The organism is Paenibacillus sp. FSL R7-0297 (assembly GCF_038009025.1).
Taxonomy (GTDB): domain Bacteria; phylum Bacillota; class Bacilli; order Paenibacillales; family Paenibacillaceae; genus Paenibacillus_AQ.
The window spans coordinates 4,190,776-4,206,690 of record NZ_JBBPAQ010000001.1 but is presented as its reverse complement, the minus strand read 5'-3'; the positions used below and the strand labels follow the sequence as shown (position 1 = coordinate 4,206,690).

At 48.4% G+C, this 15,915-nt stretch carries 20 protein-coding genes and 1 tRNA gene; 5 read left to right on the top strand and 16 right to left on the bottom strand.

Annotated features, from left to right (window positions below; genetic code table 11):
* Nucleotides 1-403 precede the first annotated feature (403 nt).
* The 4 genes from ylqF to MKZ24_RS18435 form a co-directional block, all read right to left on the bottom strand.
* Entirely contained in the window at nt 404-1,264 is an 861-nt protein-coding gene (gene ylqF, locus MKZ24_RS18450; protein ID WP_039309356.1) for a ribosome biogenesis GTPase YlqF, read from the bottom strand.
* 29 nt (nt 1,265-1,293) lie between these two features.
* Nucleotides 1,294-1,914: a signal peptidase I gene (gene lepB / locus MKZ24_RS18445; RefSeq protein ID WP_042237180.1), complete on the bottom strand. Its 621-nt coding sequence runs from the start codon at nt 1,912-1,914 to the stop codon at nt 1,294-1,296.
* A 205-nt stretch (nt 1,915-2,119) separates the two neighbouring features.
* A complete protein-coding gene (gene rplS / locus MKZ24_RS18440; protein ID WP_039309361.1) occupies nt 2,120-2,464 on the bottom strand; it encodes a 50S ribosomal protein L19 in 345 nt (114 codons plus the stop codon).
* A gap of 146 nt (nt 2,465-2,610) precedes the next feature.
* Nucleotides 2,611-2,904, bottom strand: a complete 294-nt coding sequence (locus MKZ24_RS18435) for a hypothetical protein (RefSeq protein WP_042237181.1) — start codon at nt 2,902-2,904, stop codon at nt 2,611-2,613.
* Nucleotides 2,905-3,170: 266 nt separating this feature from the next.
* Here MKZ24_RS18435 and MKZ24_RS18430 point away from each other — a divergent pair, with 266 nt between their 5' ends.
* On the top strand, nt 3,171-4,121 hold the full coding sequence (locus MKZ24_RS18430; RefSeq protein WP_042237182.1) for a hypothetical protein: 951 nt from the start codon (nt 3,171-3,173) through the stop codon (nt 4,119-4,121).
* Between the two features lie 108 nt (nt 4,122-4,229).
* Here the strand turns inward: MKZ24_RS18430 and MKZ24_RS18425 are convergent, their stop codons facing one another.
* Nucleotides 4,230-4,487, bottom strand: a complete 258-nt coding sequence (locus MKZ24_RS18425) for a hypothetical protein (RefSeq protein ID WP_042237183.1) — start codon at nt 4,485-4,487, stop codon at nt 4,230-4,232.
* A 229-nt stretch (nt 4,488-4,716) separates the two neighbouring features.
* Between MKZ24_RS18425 and MKZ24_RS18420 the strand changes: the two genes are divergently transcribed.
* Nucleotides 4,717-4,917 carry a hypothetical protein gene (locus tag MKZ24_RS18420; RefSeq protein WP_042237184.1) on the top strand — a complete coding sequence of 67 codons (201 nt, stop codon included), beginning with the start codon at nt 4,717-4,719 and terminating at the stop codon, nt 4,915-4,917.
* A gap of 68 nt (nt 4,918-4,985) precedes the next feature.
* Here MKZ24_RS18420 and MKZ24_RS18415 read toward each other — a convergent pair.
* From MKZ24_RS18415 to MKZ24_RS18375, 9 genes are all read right to left on the bottom strand, one after another.
* A tRNA-Pro gene (locus MKZ24_RS18415) sits at nt 4,986-5,064 on the bottom strand.
* 921 nt (nt 5,065-5,985) lie between these two features.
* The gene (gene trmD / locus MKZ24_RS18410; protein ID WP_042242748.1) at nt 5,986-6,774 is read right to left on the bottom strand and encodes a tRNA (guanosine(37)-N1)-methyltransferase TrmD; all 789 of its coding nucleotides are present in this window, start codon (nt 6,772-6,774) and stop codon (nt 5,986-5,988) included.
* The gene (gene rimM / locus MKZ24_RS18405) at nt 6,774-7,298 is read right to left on the bottom strand and encodes a ribosome maturation factor RimM (RefSeq protein WP_042237185.1); all 525 of its coding nucleotides are present in this window, start codon (nt 7,296-7,298) and stop codon (nt 6,774-6,776) included. The genes trmD and rimM overlap by 1 nt, the downstream gene beginning before the upstream one ends.
* Nucleotides 7,299-7,391: 93 nt before the next feature.
* Nucleotides 7,392-7,622, bottom strand: a complete 231-nt coding sequence (locus tag MKZ24_RS18400; protein WP_019910364.1) for a KH domain-containing protein — start codon at nt 7,620-7,622, stop codon at nt 7,392-7,394.
* 22 nt (nt 7,623-7,644) lie between these two features.
* On the bottom strand, nt 7,645-7,917 hold the full coding sequence (gene rpsP, locus MKZ24_RS18395) for a 30S ribosomal protein S16 (protein WP_039309374.1): 273 nt from the start codon (nt 7,915-7,917) through the stop codon (nt 7,645-7,647).
* A gap of 388 nt (nt 7,918-8,305) precedes the next feature.
* Nucleotides 8,306-9,694 carry a signal recognition particle protein gene (gene ffh / locus MKZ24_RS18390; protein ID WP_042138192.1) on the bottom strand — a complete coding sequence of 463 codons (1,389 nt, stop codon included), beginning with the start codon at nt 9,692-9,694 and terminating at the stop codon, nt 8,306-8,308.
* A gap of 21 nt (nt 9,695-9,715) precedes the next feature.
* Nucleotides 9,716-10,072, bottom strand: a complete 357-nt coding sequence (locus MKZ24_RS18385) for a putative DNA-binding protein (protein WP_039309377.1) — start codon at nt 10,070-10,072, stop codon at nt 9,716-9,718.
* 148 nt (nt 10,073-10,220) lie between these two features.
* Nucleotides 10,221-10,868 carry a PAQR family membrane homeostasis protein TrhA gene (gene trhA / locus MKZ24_RS18380; protein ID WP_042237186.1) on the bottom strand — a complete coding sequence of 216 codons (648 nt, stop codon included), beginning with the start codon at nt 10,866-10,868 and terminating at the stop codon, nt 10,221-10,223.
* 93 nt (nt 10,869-10,961) lie between these two features.
* Nucleotides 10,962-12,479 carry a carboxypeptidase M32 gene (locus MKZ24_RS18375; protein WP_042237188.1) on the bottom strand — a complete coding sequence of 506 codons (1,518 nt, stop codon included), beginning with the start codon at nt 12,477-12,479 and terminating at the stop codon, nt 10,962-10,964.
* Nucleotides 12,480-12,755: 276 nt separating this feature from the next.
* Here MKZ24_RS18375 and MKZ24_RS18370 point away from each other — a divergent pair, with 276 nt between their 5' ends.
* From MKZ24_RS18370 to MKZ24_RS18360, 3 genes are all read left to right on the top strand, one after another.
* Nucleotides 12,756-13,334, top strand: a complete 579-nt coding sequence (locus MKZ24_RS18370) for a beta-class carbonic anhydrase (RefSeq protein ID WP_039309384.1) — start codon at nt 12,756-12,758, stop codon at nt 13,332-13,334.
* A gap of 187 nt (nt 13,335-13,521) precedes the next feature.
* Nucleotides 13,522-13,947, top strand: coding sequence for a membrane protein (locus MKZ24_RS18365; RefSeq protein WP_042242751.1), 426 nt, complete (start codon nt 13,522-13,524; stop codon nt 13,945-13,947).
* Nucleotides 13,947-14,234: a YxcD family protein gene (locus tag MKZ24_RS18360; RefSeq protein WP_039309385.1), complete on the top strand. Its 288-nt coding sequence runs from the start codon at nt 13,947-13,949 to the stop codon at nt 14,232-14,234. The genes MKZ24_RS18365 and MKZ24_RS18360 overlap by 1 nt, the downstream gene beginning before the upstream one ends.
* 201 nt (nt 14,235-14,435) lie before the next feature.
* On the opposite strand, the gene MKZ24_RS18355 is transcribed toward MKZ24_RS18360, so the two are convergent.
* Together MKZ24_RS18355 and MKZ24_RS18350 are read right to left on the bottom strand one after the other, a co-directional pair.
* Nucleotides 14,436-14,789, bottom strand: a complete 354-nt coding sequence (locus tag MKZ24_RS18355) for a hypothetical protein (protein ID WP_042237189.1) — start codon at nt 14,787-14,789, stop codon at nt 14,436-14,438.
* Nucleotides 14,790-14,992: 203 nt separating this feature from the next.
* Nucleotides 14,993-15,832 carry a DegV family protein gene (locus MKZ24_RS18350; protein ID WP_042237192.1) on the bottom strand — a complete coding sequence of 280 codons (840 nt, stop codon included), beginning with the start codon at nt 15,830-15,832 and terminating at the stop codon, nt 14,993-14,995.
* Nucleotides 15,833-15,915 lie beyond the last annotated feature (83 nt).

The following is a 15,915-nucleotide window of genomic DNA, read 5'->3' as shown; positions in this document are numbered from 1 at the left end:
AAACCGCCCGCTAGCGCTCGTACAAGACCAAAATTCTCTCTGTTTTTTTCGCTTTCGTTAATTCTCGCTTGTCATTAAATAGTCGGGGTAATTACTGCATCATATCAGTCTCCCGATTAACATTCCTGCACCAAATAAACATTCTCTTCACTATTTCCGCCCCAATCGAAAATTGTTGTATAAAATTGCAGCATTCCCCCTCCTCCAAGCGACTCAACGGGATTATTGTTGTATTTCATACAACAATCCAGCAAAACATCCAGTTATCCATAACCCAAAGCTGCATTAAGTACACCATTTCTCCGCACTCACCCGTTCTCATCTCCAACTCCCGTCCTGCACGCAAAAAAAGAGCCAGTCCACAAACTCGGATGGCTCTTCCATTCCACAATTCAATCTTAAGTTAAGGCGTCTCCAGCGTAAAGCGTCCAAGCTTGCCGGCGCGCAGCTCATGCAGGAGTGCGCGTGAAGCCTTCTCCAGATCTACGCGTCCACCGCTGAGCAGACAGCCCCGTTTACGTCCTACCGCTTCCATCACGGCAACGATTTCGTCCGGGTTTTCCAGATCCTCAGGCAGCTTGTCGATGCCGAAACGCTCCTGGAACCGGCTGCCGTAATCCTTCACCAGATATTTTACCGCATAGAACGCGATATCCTCAATGTTCAGGATTTCTTCTTTGATTGCTCCGGTTACCGCCAGCTTATAGCCTACAACCTGGTCCTCGAACTTCGGCCAGAGGATACCCGGGGTATCCAGAAGCTCCAGATTCCCGCCTGTTTTAATCCATTGCTGGCCCTTGGTGACCCCTGGACGGTCTCCGGTAATCGCGATACTTCTGCCCGCCATCCGGTTAATGAGTGTCGATTTGCCTACGTTGGGAATACCGACGATCAATGCGCGCATTGCCCGCGGGTTGATTCCCCTGGAAATCTGCCGGTCAATCTTTTCCTTCAACAGCAGCTTGACCTGCTCAGGAATCTCCTTAATGCCTGTCCCCGTAGAAGCATCTACAGGGTAGGCAACATGGCCCTGTTCCTTGAAGTAAGCAAGCCACTTGCGCGTTGCTTCCGGATCGGCTAGATCCGCTTTATTCAGTATAATCAGCCTTGGCTTATCCCGCAAAATATCGTCAATCATCGGATTGCGGCTGGAAAGCGGCAGACGGGAATCAAGCAGTTCTATTGCAATATCAATCAGCTTCAGCTTATCCTCAATTTGCCGTCTAGCCTTCGTCATATGACCAGGAAACCATTGAATGGCCATTGCCGTCACCTCCTTTGACTTCTGTCAGCTTAATGGTTAATTAATGTAATATCTTTGACCGGCCAGAAAATAAGGTCCGCACGGCCGACAATATCACCCAGCGGCACATAACCGATCATCCGGCTGTCTGTACTGTCTGAGCGGTTGTCCCCCATCACAAACACGTGTCCTGCGGGCACTGTGCCATCCGTAAAGTCTTCATTAGGGAAGTTCTTATTGTTGTACAAAGAGTTGTTATTATGCGCATCATCAATTGCGCCTTGGATATACGTCTCATTTACCGGTTCGCCGTTCACAGTTACGACATCCCCTTCAACTTTTACCGTATCGCCCGCTACACCGATGACACGTTTAATGAAGTCTCTGCCTTCAGACGGCACATGGAATACGATGACTTCACCACGCTGAGGTTTACGAATATCATAGAGAATTTCATTAACAATAACCCGTTCGCCAGTATGGAAGTTAGGCTTCATGGAAGGTCCATCCACGATAAATGGTTTGAACAAAAGCCAGCGTATTAGTATAACCAGAACCAATGCAATCGCAATCGCTTTAATCCATTCCAGGACTTCATTCTTAGGCTTCTGGGGGCTCTGGCTGTTAGATTCTGTAATCTCTCCTTGCCCTGGCTGCAAATCCTGCTGCATAGTTCACCGTCCTCTCCATATGTTGTTATCTCCACTATACAATACAAAAAAACTCCTGCCAAAAACTCCCCCGCGATTACTCCTTCAGGAGGCCTTTTCGGAGAAGCTGTTCCTAAGGCACATATTTCTTAATTCATTGTTTTGATTACATAGTAAGAATAAACGAAAGGGGCTTGAATTCAAGCCCCTTTCACTTGCCGCTATTCTAGCGACGGATTTCTTTAATTCTTGCAGCTTTACCGCGCAGTTCACGAAGATAGTACAGCTTCGCACGACGAACTTTACCACGGCGAGCCACTTCGATTTTCTCGAGCTTAGGGGAGTTGATTGGGAATGTTCTTTCCACACCAACACCATAAGAGATTTTACGAACTGTAAAAGTCTCACCGATACCACCGCCGCGACGTTTGATTACAACGCCTTCGAACAACTGGATCCGTTCACGAGTTCCTTCGATAACTTTTACATGCACCTTCAAAGTGTCACCCGGGCGAAAACTCGGGATATCTTTGCGAAGTTGCTCTTGCGTAATTGCTTGTAGGATATTCATTTAGGACTTCCTCCTTCCGTACAGGTGTTCTTGCCTCTTCCGGAGAGCCATTGCTCTCCCTCATTATCCGCAGAGGACCACCGTATTCCACACAACAGAAATAATATTATCACAAAAGACAGGCCTATGCAATATATATTTATTCTTCAAAGCGGCAGCATATCTCGTTTCTTCGCCTTAACCTTGCAATCCTTGCAGAGTCCGACCACACTACCGTTATCCTGGGCATAAAAAACCAGTTTGCCGTTTTTCTTCTTACAGGAAGAGCAAAGCTGATCTGCAGTGTTCTGCTTAGCCTTGCGGTGCCCTTCCATAGATATTACGTTGCTGGCTTTAACCATTCTTGGTGCCTCAGACTGCTCCCTGTTCGTCCGGTTGCGGGATATTACATAAACAACTGCACCAACCAACAAAATAATGAAGACCGCCGCATATTGCATTTGGCTCATCCGCTCCTCTGACTTCATCAGTCAAAATAGTAAACAGACCAGGCTCAGCCTTACCTTCTGTGCCGGTCTGTTCCAGATTCCGGTCTTTAGATCTAACGCTAGTTTAACATATTGCTGCATCAAAATGTAGTCAACAGGCTTACTGGACTATGGTCCAGTACAGCAACCCGCCGCCAGCCCGTTATCCATCTATTTTCCATAATATATAATAATGAATATACATAAGCAAATCACTAACCTTCAGGAGGGTATATATATTGAAGAAAAATCACAACACCGCAATTATTGCAGCAGTAGCCGTCTTCTCCATCGCTTTACTGGCCGGATGCAGGGACCTTCCCGGCAAAGAGGCAGCAGATCATCAGCTGGAGCAGCGTCTGTCCGGAAACTTCCAGCAGGAGGCCGCAGAGGCGGTTAAGCAGAGTCTTAGCAAGGCAACGGTCACGCTAGGAGATGCAGTCCAGACAACAACGGATAGGATTGAACAAAACATTATTGATGAGGGCATCAGCAGGGAATTCTCCACGTCCCTACCGGCGGGTTCAGCTACTGAATTTAAGCTTGATAATGTTCTGGGTGAAATCACCTTAGTTCCCGCATCCGGGGACGAGATTGTTGTCAAAGCCACCGTCGTTGTCCATGAACGTACATCTAACGACGACGCCTCCAAGGTACTTGACCACGCTGAAGTATCGATTGAACATAAAAGTGGCGTGCTGACCGTCTCTACTCACGGAGAGAATAGTCCGAAGAAGAATCTCTGGGACTGGTCACAGAAGGAATACGGGCATTCAGACTTCAGTATTAATTATGTAGTTGAGCTTCCGGATACAGTGAACCATATTGAGATCAATAATAATGTAGGCTCCACACAGCTTCGCGGTATGCAGGGTACCTTTGATATCGTCAGCAATATCGGAAGCATCATCCTTCAGGATACTGTTTTTACAGGCAAATCTTCTATTAAGTCAAATACAGGAAGTATCGAGCTTGGTATTTCCGGTATGGATAGCGGCAGCAGTCTTAAAGCTACAAGCGATATAGGTAAAATATCCGCCGATCTCGCCAGTTCAGTGCAATGTACTGTGGAAGCTGAGAGTGAGCTTGGTCATATAGCCGGCGCTTCCGGCGGCAAGCAGGATTATAACGGTGGCGGTCCGCTGGTAACACTAACAACCCAGATTGGAGCAATATCCGTTAATAACTAGACATTCCTTATGGATTTGGATCAAATATTCTCTTCGGCTCTGGCAGCCGGTACACAAAAAGTGGGCGTTCCTGTTTTCCAGGAGCCCACTTTTTAATTTGTGCTATGATCAGATCAGCGCAATGGCCAGCAATGTAAATAGGCTGAGTGTAAGGATTTCGCTGCCATAACCGAAGTACCCTCCATAATAATTCCCCGCGCCCCCCGGATAGAATGCCGAAGTTTTCATTTTGCCGTTACCTTTTGTTTTCAGGTACACATTGTTCTGGTCCACATCCACAATAACCCCTTCATGACGTTTGCCGTCAGTGGTCAAAATGCGCACCCGCTTATTTTTGCAATGGAGACAATTATAATAAGCTTCCATCTGCTGATTCCTCCTCAATCGTATTTCTGTATCTTATGAGGGGAGGGATAAGCCGGCAACGGCAATCGCCATGAGGCAAATGTCTATAATTATATTAGCTGTGAATTCAAGAACTTGTGAACATTGTGTATCATTTTCCGAAGAAAAGGGGTATTATTAAGATAATAATACGAATTGAAGCGCTTACGATTGTGAACAATAATCTACAATTCATAAGGAGGCAGGAATCATGAGCACAGCAGGCAGACGTTTCATTAATGAAGGAGTACTTCGTATCGCCTGGTTCATCATATTCACATCGCTCACCTACACGGTGCGCAATTATACTTGGGCTATAGTACTGCTTATGGTTGTTGCTGTATATTCGCTGGTCACCGGGATCATCATGCTTACCCGCCAGGATAGGGATAGGGACAGGGGTAGAGCTTAACCGGCGTTAATCGCATAAAAGTTAAAAACACTTCCACAGAGCTAACCGCCCTGACGGAAGTGTTTTTTTGGATCGGAGTAACAGGATTCGAACCTGCGGCCTCATCCACCCCAAGGATGCGCGCTACCTGGCTGCGCTATACCCCGACAGCTATGTATGCTTGCCTACGAAATAAGATACGCCCCCTCTTTTAACATTATGCCGGAAGGCGGTTACTTCCTGTTTATTTTTATATATACCGCAGAATTATTTTACTTTCAAGTACCTTATATATTTATTTTTTAAACTATTATTCAAATTTTATGGATTTTTCATATAAGCTATGCTATACTCTTGGCACAAGGAAAGGAGGTGCGTTCACATCAAGCATGACATGCTGAACGTATCCCTTACCCGGACCAACGGCTGAATCACTGGCCCTGGTGGCGCGGGATACGGATCAAAGTTACAAACTAGCGCCTCGGGTAAAAAGACCGTCTACGGACGGTCTTTTTTTATGGGATCAGAATATAGACGGGTTATTTTGCGTCTATAGACCTGTTCCTCTATAATCCATCACAAAATAAATAACCGCTAAAGCCAGCGTACCTTAGGTCCGTCTGTCTTTAGCGGTTATTTGTGTGCTCTGCTACAGTATCACTGAGCCTATTGAACCTGCTGCCAGGGTCTTGTTCATTCCTTGAGTTAGAGGGTTACGATTTACGATTCTTATAAAAATCAATAATATCGCTTACTGTGCGGAGCGGCTCCGCCTCCTTGTGGACAGTGTCCACGGCTGGCTTGAAGGGTTCATGCGTATTCGTAGTCACTTTCAGTCATTCCTTTCGATAATTAAGCTAGCTGCGTCTAAAGCTGCATGTATGATCGCGGCACCTCTATTCATTACCCTAAAAAAAGGGCATTAACGCACATTTGCTCTTATTTTTTGTGTGAATCTTCTGTGTCTGCTAATTTGTTCTATGGATTTGATCAGTCTCCACTTCTCAGCACATAACAAAAAACGCCTCCCTAACGTAATATACGTTAAAAAGACGCTATCTATGACTCTTCTCCGGGCCCAAATTTCATTTATTTGTTATTCAGGCTTGCCTGCTCCTGCAGCCGCTTCAGTGTCAGCTTATCTTTCGCAGAAAGCTCTGCTGTCTCCAGCAGATCCGGTCTGCGCTCAAGTGTGCGCTGCAGCGCCTGCTCGCGCCGCCATACCTCAATGTTGGCATGATGTCCGCTCAGAAGCATATCAGGCACCTTCCAGCCGCGGAATTCCGCAGGACGGGTATAATGCGGATATTCCAGCAGCCCCGTGCTGAAGGAGTCCGTTACTGCAGAGGTCTCATTACCCAGTGCCCCCGGCTGCAGCCGCACTACCGAGTCAATGACGGTCAGGGCAGGCAATTCGCCGCCAGTCAGTACATAGTCGCCAATCGATAGCTCGTCCGTCACCAGATGCTCGCGGATCCGCTCATCGTAGCCTTCATAATGGCCGCAGATGAAGATCAGATGCTGCTCCTGCGCCAGCTCCTCGGCGATCTGCTGATTATACGTCTGGCCCTGCGGACACATGAGAATTATCCGGGGCTTCGCCGGCGGGTCTATAGCGGATTCAGCCGCACCTGCTTCAGCGCTGGTCCAGGCCAGCACATGCTCTACCGCCGCAAAGATCGGGTCTGGCTTAAGCACCATCCCCCCGCCTCCGCCATACGGCGTATCATCTACGCTGTTATGCTTGTTTCCTGAGAAATCACGGAAGTTCACGGCATTCAGCGATACGATGCCTTTGTCACGGGCTTTGCCGAGTATGCTTGTGCCGAATACACCTTCACACATCTCCGGAAAGAGTGTCAGCACATCAATCCGGATCATGGAAGCAGCCCTTCCATAATGTGCACCGTGATTTTTTTGGCCTCGATATCGACGTCAAGTACTACATCATTGATGACCGGAATCAGAATATCCTGGCCTTTGGCCGGCTTCACCACCCAGACGTCATTGGCACCCGGCTGCAGAATTTCCGTGATTGTACCCAGCGGCTGGCTGGCGTCTTCATCGGTGTACACTTCACAGCCAACGATTTGGTGGAAGTAATATTCATTCTCCGGCAGTTCCACCAGGTCATCGCTTGGCACTTTAAGCATACTGCCCTTATATTTCTCAACCTCATTAATATTGGTATAGCCCTTCAGCTTGGCTATATACATACCTTTGTGTTCTTTCGCGGATTCTACGGTCACCTCAAATCTCGGGCTTCCGTCCGCCGGAATCAGCAGCAGCTTTTTGCCGGGTGCAAAGCGCACTTCCGGGAAATCGGTATGTGACAGGATTTTGACCTCTCCGCGGATACCGTGGGTATTCACCAGTCTGCCTACTGTTAACTCTTCCGTCATGTGATCCTCTCCTTTGACAAAGTTTCGAACTTTATATATTTCAACAAAAAGGAGCCGGGATATACTATCCCTAGCCCCTCATTGTACGCACACTTAAGATAAAATATCTACGGTAACGCGTTTATCGCTCTTGACTGCTGCAGATGTAACTACGGTACGAAGCGCTTTGGCGATCCGCCCCTGCTTGCCGATGACCTTACCGACATCATCAGGATGTACGGAGAGCTCATAGACAATCAGGTGATCCTTCTCCACGGTCCGTACGGTCACATCCTCTGGATGATCCACTAAAGCCTTAGCAATAACACCAACTAATTCTTCCATAGAGGACCCTCGCAATCAGTCATTATTTCTGTTGCTTCAGCTCATGGAACTTCTTCATCACGCCAGCCTTGGAAAGCAGGTTGCGGACGGTATCAGATGCTTGTGCACCTGTTTGAAGCCATTTAAGAGCTTTTTCCTCATCAATCTTAACGATTGCCGGTACTTCAATCGGATTATAATAACCGATTTCCTCGATAAAACGACCGTCACGAGGGGACCGGGAATCGGAAACCACTACACGGTAGAAAGGCGCTTTATGTGCTCCCATTCTTTTCAAACGAATACGTACTGCCACGAAATTCACCTCCTTATAAGAATATCGGAAATTTGGAAACGGTTTGGGAAACCCTTTTCGATCCCTCCCAAACCCTCCCTTCCAAGGGAGGGCCCCAAGGGCTCTGCCCTCTGGACACCCGGCTAAGTGCAACTAGCGTAGGCGTTCAGACTGGCGGGACCTTGAGATGTTGGAGCAGGAACGCTTTTCTTCCCTGCGGGATACGCTTGACTGCGGCGTTACCTTGATACAGGGTAAAGATTTTAAGATCAAGAGATTAAGATCAAGAGATTAAGATCAAAACCCTTACGATCATCTGATGTTGTACTATGTCTGATCTATAAAGAACAAAACCCTTGCGATCATCTGATGTTGCACTATATCTGATCTATGGTAAACCTTATTAAGATTAACGGAAAGGGAACTTCATACCGCCCTTGCCGCCAAGGCCTTTAAGCTGCTTCATAGCGTTCTTCTTGCCGCCCTTGCCTCCGCCGCCCATCATGCCGGAGAACTGCTTCATCATCTTGCGCATTTCATCGAACTGCTTGATGAGCCGGTTAACCTCGGCGACGTTGGTACCGCTGCCGGCAGCGATACGCTTGCGGCGGTTATGGTTGATGATCTCAGGCTGGGCCTTCTCGGCCTTGGTCATGGAATGAACAATGGCTTCGACGCGTCCCATCTGCTTATCGTCAACCTTCAGATCCTTCATGCCCTTGGCTTTGTTCATGCCAGGCAGCATATCAAGAATCTGGTCGATCGGACCAAGCTTCTTGACCTGATCCATCTGCTCCAGGAAATCATCGAACGTAAATTCCGCATTACGCATCTTACGTTCCATTTCCTTCGCTTTCTCGGTGTCGATATTGGCCTGAGCCTTCTCGATCAGCGACAGCATGTCGCCCATGCCGAGGATCCGTGATGCCATACGTTCCGGATGGAACGGCTCCAGTGCATCGATCTTCTCGCCAAGAGCGGCGAATTTGATCGGGCAGCCGGTTACAGCCTTGACGGACAACGCGGCACCACCACGGGTGTCACCATCAAGCTTCGTCAGCACTACGCCGGTAAGCTCCAGCTGTTTGTTGAAGCTGTCAGCCACATTCACGGCATCCTGACCGGTCATGGCATCGACTACAAGCAGCACTTCGTCAGGAGTTACGACGTTATGTATCTGCTTCAGCTCTTCCATCAGCTCTTCATCAATATGCAGGCGGCCTGCAGTATCGATAATGACATAATCAAGGTTGTTGTCCTTCGCATGCTGAACACCTTGTCTGGCAATTTCCACCGGACTTGTCTGATCACCCAGCGAGAAGACCGGAACCTTGATTTGCTCTCCCAGCACCTGCAGCTGCTTGATCGCCGCAGGACGGTAGATGTCAGCCGCTACGAGCAGCGGGCGGTGATTGCCCTTCTGCAGCAGCTTCGCCAGCTTGCCCGAAGTGGTTGTCTTACCCGCACCTTGCAGACCTGTCATCATAATGACGGTCGGCGGCTTGTTCGACTTCGCCAGCTTCGCCTGGCTTCCGCCCATCAGCTCAGTCAGTTCCTTATTAACGATGTCGATAATGACCATGCCTGGCGTGAAGCTGTCCATCACTTCCTTGCCGACGGACTTCTCTTTCACCTTGGACACGAAGTCCTTGACGACTTTGAAGTTAACATCGGCTTCCAGAAGGGCCAGCCGCACTTCGCGCATGGCTTCGTTAACGTCTTCTTCGGACACTTTCCCTTTGCCGCGCAGTTTGCTGAACACATTCTGCAATCTTCCGGTTAAACCTTCAAATGCCATATGCGGCTTGCTCCCTTCATGCTACTCTAACCTCTGCAAACGATCCACGATGTCCGTGAACCGCAGTTTATATTGCTCAGGCAGCATCCCATTGTCCGGCAGTCTGCGCAGTTCTTCTAAATATCTGTTGCGGTCTTCATGTTTGGACAGCAGTCCAAGCTTCTCTTCGTAATTCTCAAGAACTTGCTCTGCCCGCTTAATATGCTCATACACAGCTTGACGGCTGATTTCAAATTCCGCTGCGATCTCACCCAGGGAGAAATCATCGTGGAAATAATATTTGAGAAACGTTTGCTGCTTGTCAGTAAGCAGCCGTTCGTAGAAAGCAAATAACAGGTTGATCCGGTTGGTTTTCTCGAGCCTATTCTCCTGACTCATTAAGGGCACTCCCTTCGTCAAGGAAAAACACTTTACAGCTTCACAACGTCCCTTATGATACCGAAAACAAAGAAAGATGTCAAGCCTTTTTGCTTGTCATCTTTTTCTTTGCCCGAAACCGGCATTTCGGAGGTAAATTCCGGCCTGCTTAGTGAATCGGCAGGATGTATATGAATACAACGAAGAAGTGAAGAATCGTCCCTGCAAGCACGAACAAATGCCAGATGGCATGATGGTACGGGAAGCCGCGCCACACATAAAAAACTGTGCCAAGCGTATACAGCAGACCGCCTACCATCAACAGAGTCATGCCGCCGCTGGCTACAACCTCAGACAGAGGGCTCCAGGCGATCACGATCATCCAGCCCATGGCGATGTAGAATATGGTCGACATGAACAGGAATTTTTTGACGAAAAACGCTTTGAAAAAGACGCCGAATACCGCTACTCCCCAGGCGATTCCGAATAAAGTCCAGCCCAGCGGCCCCCGGATCGCCACCAGCATAAAGGGTGTATACGTTCCGGCGATAAACAAATAAATCGAGGAGTGGTCGAGGAATTCAAAGAAGTCCTTCGCCTTGCCGTCCCTGAGACTATGCACCATTGTTGAATTAAAATACAGCAGCAGCATAGTTACCCCATATATGGAGAAACTGACAACATGCCAGGCCGTACCATTCTGGACAGCATATACGACCAGCAGAACCAGCGCAGCAATACTTAATACTGCACCAATCCCGTGTGTAATCGCGTTCGCAACCTCTTCCTTGCGGCTGTAAGTGTGAGTATTAGCCATCCCACTATTCCTTCCATTTGCGGTTTCCTTCTATTATAGCTCTTTCCCTGAGGTCCTTCCAGCTTACGGCAGCCGCAAGGAATACTTATCCGTTTACAGCTTGTACAGGTCAGTGTACTTTGCTTCCAGATAATCCGCCAGATAATCCGGATTCAGCGGCTCCCCTGTTACCTGCTCGATAATCTGCGAGGGTGTCAGGCTCTGACCGTAGCGGTAGATTTTGTCGGTGAGCCATTCTTTAATCGGCAGCAGGTTTCCGGCAGCAATCAGCTCCTCGAACTCCGGAAGCTCCTTGCGCAGCGTATTTAGCATTTGGGCTGCGTACATGTTGCCCAGTGAATAAGAAGCGAAATATCCGAAGTCTCCTCCCGACCAGTGAACATCCTGCAGCACGCCAAGCGCATCCGTAGGAGGGGTTATGCCGAGATATTCCTGATACTTCGCGTTCCAGGTCTTCGGCAGATCCTTCACTTCAAGCCCTTCATTGAAAATAAGCTTCTCGATTTCGTAGCGAACAATAATATGCAGGTTGTATGTCAGCTCATCGGCTTCGATGCGTATGAAGGAATTGCCAACACTATTGATGGCGCGGTAGAAATCCTCCATCTCCACATTGGCAAGCTGTTCCGGGAAATGCTGCTGCAAATCACCGTAGTAACGCTGCCAGAAGGCCCGGCTGCGGCCGATCATATTCTCCCATAGTCTGGACTGGGACTCGTGAATCCCCATGGATGCGCCTTGAGCCAGCGGTGTACCCATAATCTCTTGACCGAAATTCTGCTCGTACAGGGCATGTCCGCCTTCATGCAATGAGCTGAAAATCGAACTGGTCACATTATCCAGCAGATAATTTGTTGTGATGCGCACATCGCCGGGATTCAGGCCCGTAGCGAACGGATGCACACTTTCATCCAGACGTCCTGCCTCAAAGTCGTAGCCCATCTGCTCAAGCAGGAAGAGGCCGAACTTCTCCTGCTGCTCTTTGGGGAAAATCTGACTAAGGAATTCCGTATCCGGCTTGTTCGGCGACGCGCTGATCGCTTCGGCAAGAGGAACAAGACGGCTGCGCAGACGGCTGAAGATGTCGTCCACTTTGGCCACCGTCAGATCCGGTTCATACATATCCAGCAGCGTATCATAACGTGAGCCTTCTACTCCCCAATAATCGATGAACTCCTGTTTGAACTCAACAATCTTGGTCAGGTAAGGCTCGAAGGAGGCAAAATCATTGTTATCCTTGGCTTCTTCCCAGATGGTCTGGGCATGGGCGGTCAGGACAGAGTACTCCTCGAATTTTTTGGAAGGAATGCTCTTACTGCGGCTGTACTCCTTGCGGGTATCCTTCACGATCTTGTTCTCATTATCGCTTAACTGGCTCATCACTTCCGGACGGCTGAAGAATTCGGTAAAAGCACCGATCTCCTCCGATACCTGCAGTTTGAACGCTTCTGCACTCAGCATGCCAAGCGTGGCTGATCGCATCTCCACACCTTTACGCGGCGCACCTGTACGCAAATCCCAGCCCAGGAGCCCAATAGCTTCATAATAACCTCTGATTTTGGATAATAGCTCTTTAAATTTATCCCACTCTTCTTTGACCAATTGTTCCATTGGTTGAGCACCTGCCCTTGTCTAATTTATCCACTCCTCTTGATGATACTTTTATTAATGGCTATAATCAAATTCAGAATAGACATCTTCAATTTGAAATACTTATATTCTAATGAATACAGTGAACCCGGGGAATTCTGATTACTGACTTTAAGTTCGCGGCAAGAAGATGTAGAATGAATAACAACTTATTGCGTAAGCTTCCCAAGGGGGAGCTGTACGAGGGGATTTCAGAAGAAGTCTATTATCATTTAACTTTGAGGAGGCAGCACGCTCATGAGTCAGGTCACAGAAATTATGAAATTTAACAAGCATTTTGTTGAGGAAAAAGAATACGAAGCCTATCTGACCAGCCGCTTTCCGGATAAAAAAATGCTGATCATCACCTGCATGGATACCCGGTTAGTTGAGCTTCTGCCCAAAGCGATGAATTTCAAGAACGGCGATGTCAAAATCATCAAAAATGCCGGAGCCGTCATCTCCCAGCCGTTCGGAAGCGTAATGCGCAGCGTAATGGTTGCGCTGTATGAGCTGGATGCGGATGAAGTTATCGTCGTCGGGCATTATGAATGCGGCATGGCCTCCCTGAATGCGGACCGGATGATCAATTCTATTAAGGAACGCGGTGTTTCGGAGCAGGTGCTCGACACTTTGGAGAATTCGGGAATTAAGCTGACCAAATGGCTGCGCGGGTTTGACAATGTGGAGGAAGGGGTAATTCAGACTGTGGAGCTGATCAAGCGCCATCCCTTACTCCCCCCAAACGTACCTATTCACGGCATGATCATCGATCCGGCAACCGGAGCGCTTGAGCTTGTCTCGGATGGATACGCGGAGCATAAGGCAACTCTCTGAAACTGCTGTTTGCGTGGATCCAGGATCCACGCACTTTTTTTTGGCCTGCTGGAGCCTTGAAGCCAGTTAACATTTCTATTTGTGATTATTAAAAATTGAAACCTCCTGAGGGTAACCTGCGTATTACCGGGCAGACACACAGAAACTAATGTGAACAAGATGGAGGTTCTCGTATTAAATGAAATCAATGAAACGTGTAATGATGATCGTCATGGCTTTCACTCTATTCTTTGCCGTAACTGCTCCTGACTTTGCAGATGCCCGCCGTGGCGGTGGCTTCAAATCGGGAAGCCGGGGATTCACCACTACCCCGAAGAAATCAACAACAAACAATGTGAAACAAAGTGATAGCACCAAAGGCACCACAGCCGGAAGCACAACGAAGGCAAACCGCGGATTCTTCAGCGGCGGCAGTCTGATGAAAGGCCTAATGATCGGCGGGATCGCAGGCTTCCTCTTCGGTGGAATGTTCTCCGGCATGGGCGCTTTCGGCAATATCATCGGCCTCTTCATTAACATGCTGGCCATTTATCTTGTCGTTATGATGATCATGTCCTTCTTCCGGCGCAGACAGGAACGGCGCAGAATGCAGGAAAGAGACGGGCGTTACTAATGAGTGTTACCGTACTCAGTATGGACGAGATTATCAATGCAATCTGCCTGCATATGGCTGAACGCAAAGCTGTACGGGTGGAGGAAGTCCGGGTGGAGCTTAGCTGGGACGAAGACACCGGCTACACCGCAGAGGTCTGGGTTCAGGGCCGCAGCCAGTTCCTGGTCGAATCCAATTTGATTGAATCGATTCTGCGTTATCTGCACAGCGAATACGGTATCCGCGCTTACCGTGAAAATGTACGCCTGGAGCTGGACGAGGAGATCACCGCTGTTGTTACTATGTAAAACTTGAATACCGTCTGCTGATTCATTCAGCGGGCGGTTTTTTTGTGGTACGCCTAGCATGGGCGTACCACAATAACCGGATCGGCAAGATGCTGATCCGGTTATTTTTCCATGTGCAGGTTATCCCCTTTACTCACAGCACTTAATACAATAACCTCAGTATTCAATCGCGCATTCGGGCAACTCTCGGCCCGCCCCGCCTCAGATTAACGAAATAGCCAGCAGTTCGAATAATACCAGCGGCAGGATGACATTATTATTCACTGGCCCCGGAAAGGGATAACCTGGACCTGGATAAGGCTTGTAGTACGGATTATAGTATCCGCGTCCCATTTCTGTAGTTATAGTCACCGTGAGGTACAGATGTTTGTTATCCATGCCGGCAATGGTGCCTTCATGCATCTGTCCATCGATGGTCTGTACCTTCACATTATGGTTCAAATAAGGCTTGCATGACTGGTGCAGAGACTCGCGGACACCGTGCAGATGCTGGACCACCGCAGGGTCTGCCTGATAGATAACCGCCGTTTGCGGGCCACTATGATATGTCGACATGAATGTTTGACCTCCGTATAAATGGATTTGCTACATTCTATGCACATGCCCAGCCCAGGGTGCCTAGCCGCTGCCGTCCCTCCACCCCGCTTCCTGTAATTCCTCCGCCTCTATACCAAAGCAAACTAAAAAGCCGTACACCGGAAAGTCCTTGTATACGGCTTAGCTATTCACTTATTCTCCATTAAATCTGCTGCAGCAGCCTAAAAAGCAACGCCGATTCCGCCTTGTCCTGCATATGTACCCATCACAGGTCCCATGGTGGACAGCAAAATTTCTTTGAAGGGATGCTTCTCCAGAATACGCTTCTTGATCTCCAGCGCCAACGCCTCACAATTGCTGTGAACAATGGCGATCACCGCCTGTTCATAATCATGCTGCTTCTGATCCAGCTTCGCCAACAGATGAGTCAGCGCCTTAGGAAGTCCCCGGGTCTTCTCGACCACTTCAACAGTTCCCTCATCGCTGATCTTCAGCAGCAGCTTAATGTTCAGTACAGAAGCCACGGCACCGGAGATCCGGCTCAGCCGCCCGCCTTTGATCACATTCTCCAGAGTATCCAGTGTGAAATAAGCAGTGGTTTCTTCAACCTTGTGCATTACTTTATCTTTCAATTCAGCCAGACTTGCTGCCGTCAGCGACCATTTCGCTGCCATAGCCACAATCAGTGTCAGTCCGCCTGAAAAAAGCTTGGAATCTATAATTTCAATCGCATTCGGATGTCCTTCTTCCTCGTACATCTCCTTGGCGATCATTGCGGTCTGATAAGTACTGCTGATATTAGAGGACATGCAGATGACCATAATGTCAGTGCCTGCTTCCACTTGTTTGAAATTGTCCAGGAATACCTGCGGACTTGGGCTTGCCGTAGTCGGCAACTCCTTCGCTTCATGCATCTTCGCATAAAAGGTCTTCGCGTCCGTATCATAAGGCATGAGTTCATGTCCGAAATGAACCGGCAAGTGAACAATGGAAATGTCGTACTGCTCTACGTAATCTGGGGGTAAATCGGAACCGCTATCCGTAATAATCTTGATGGGCATCAGAGTGCTCTCCTTTCAATTCTATACTAGTATAGTCACCTTTTATGTAAACCAATAGTACAATTTATAACTTGTCAAAAGCA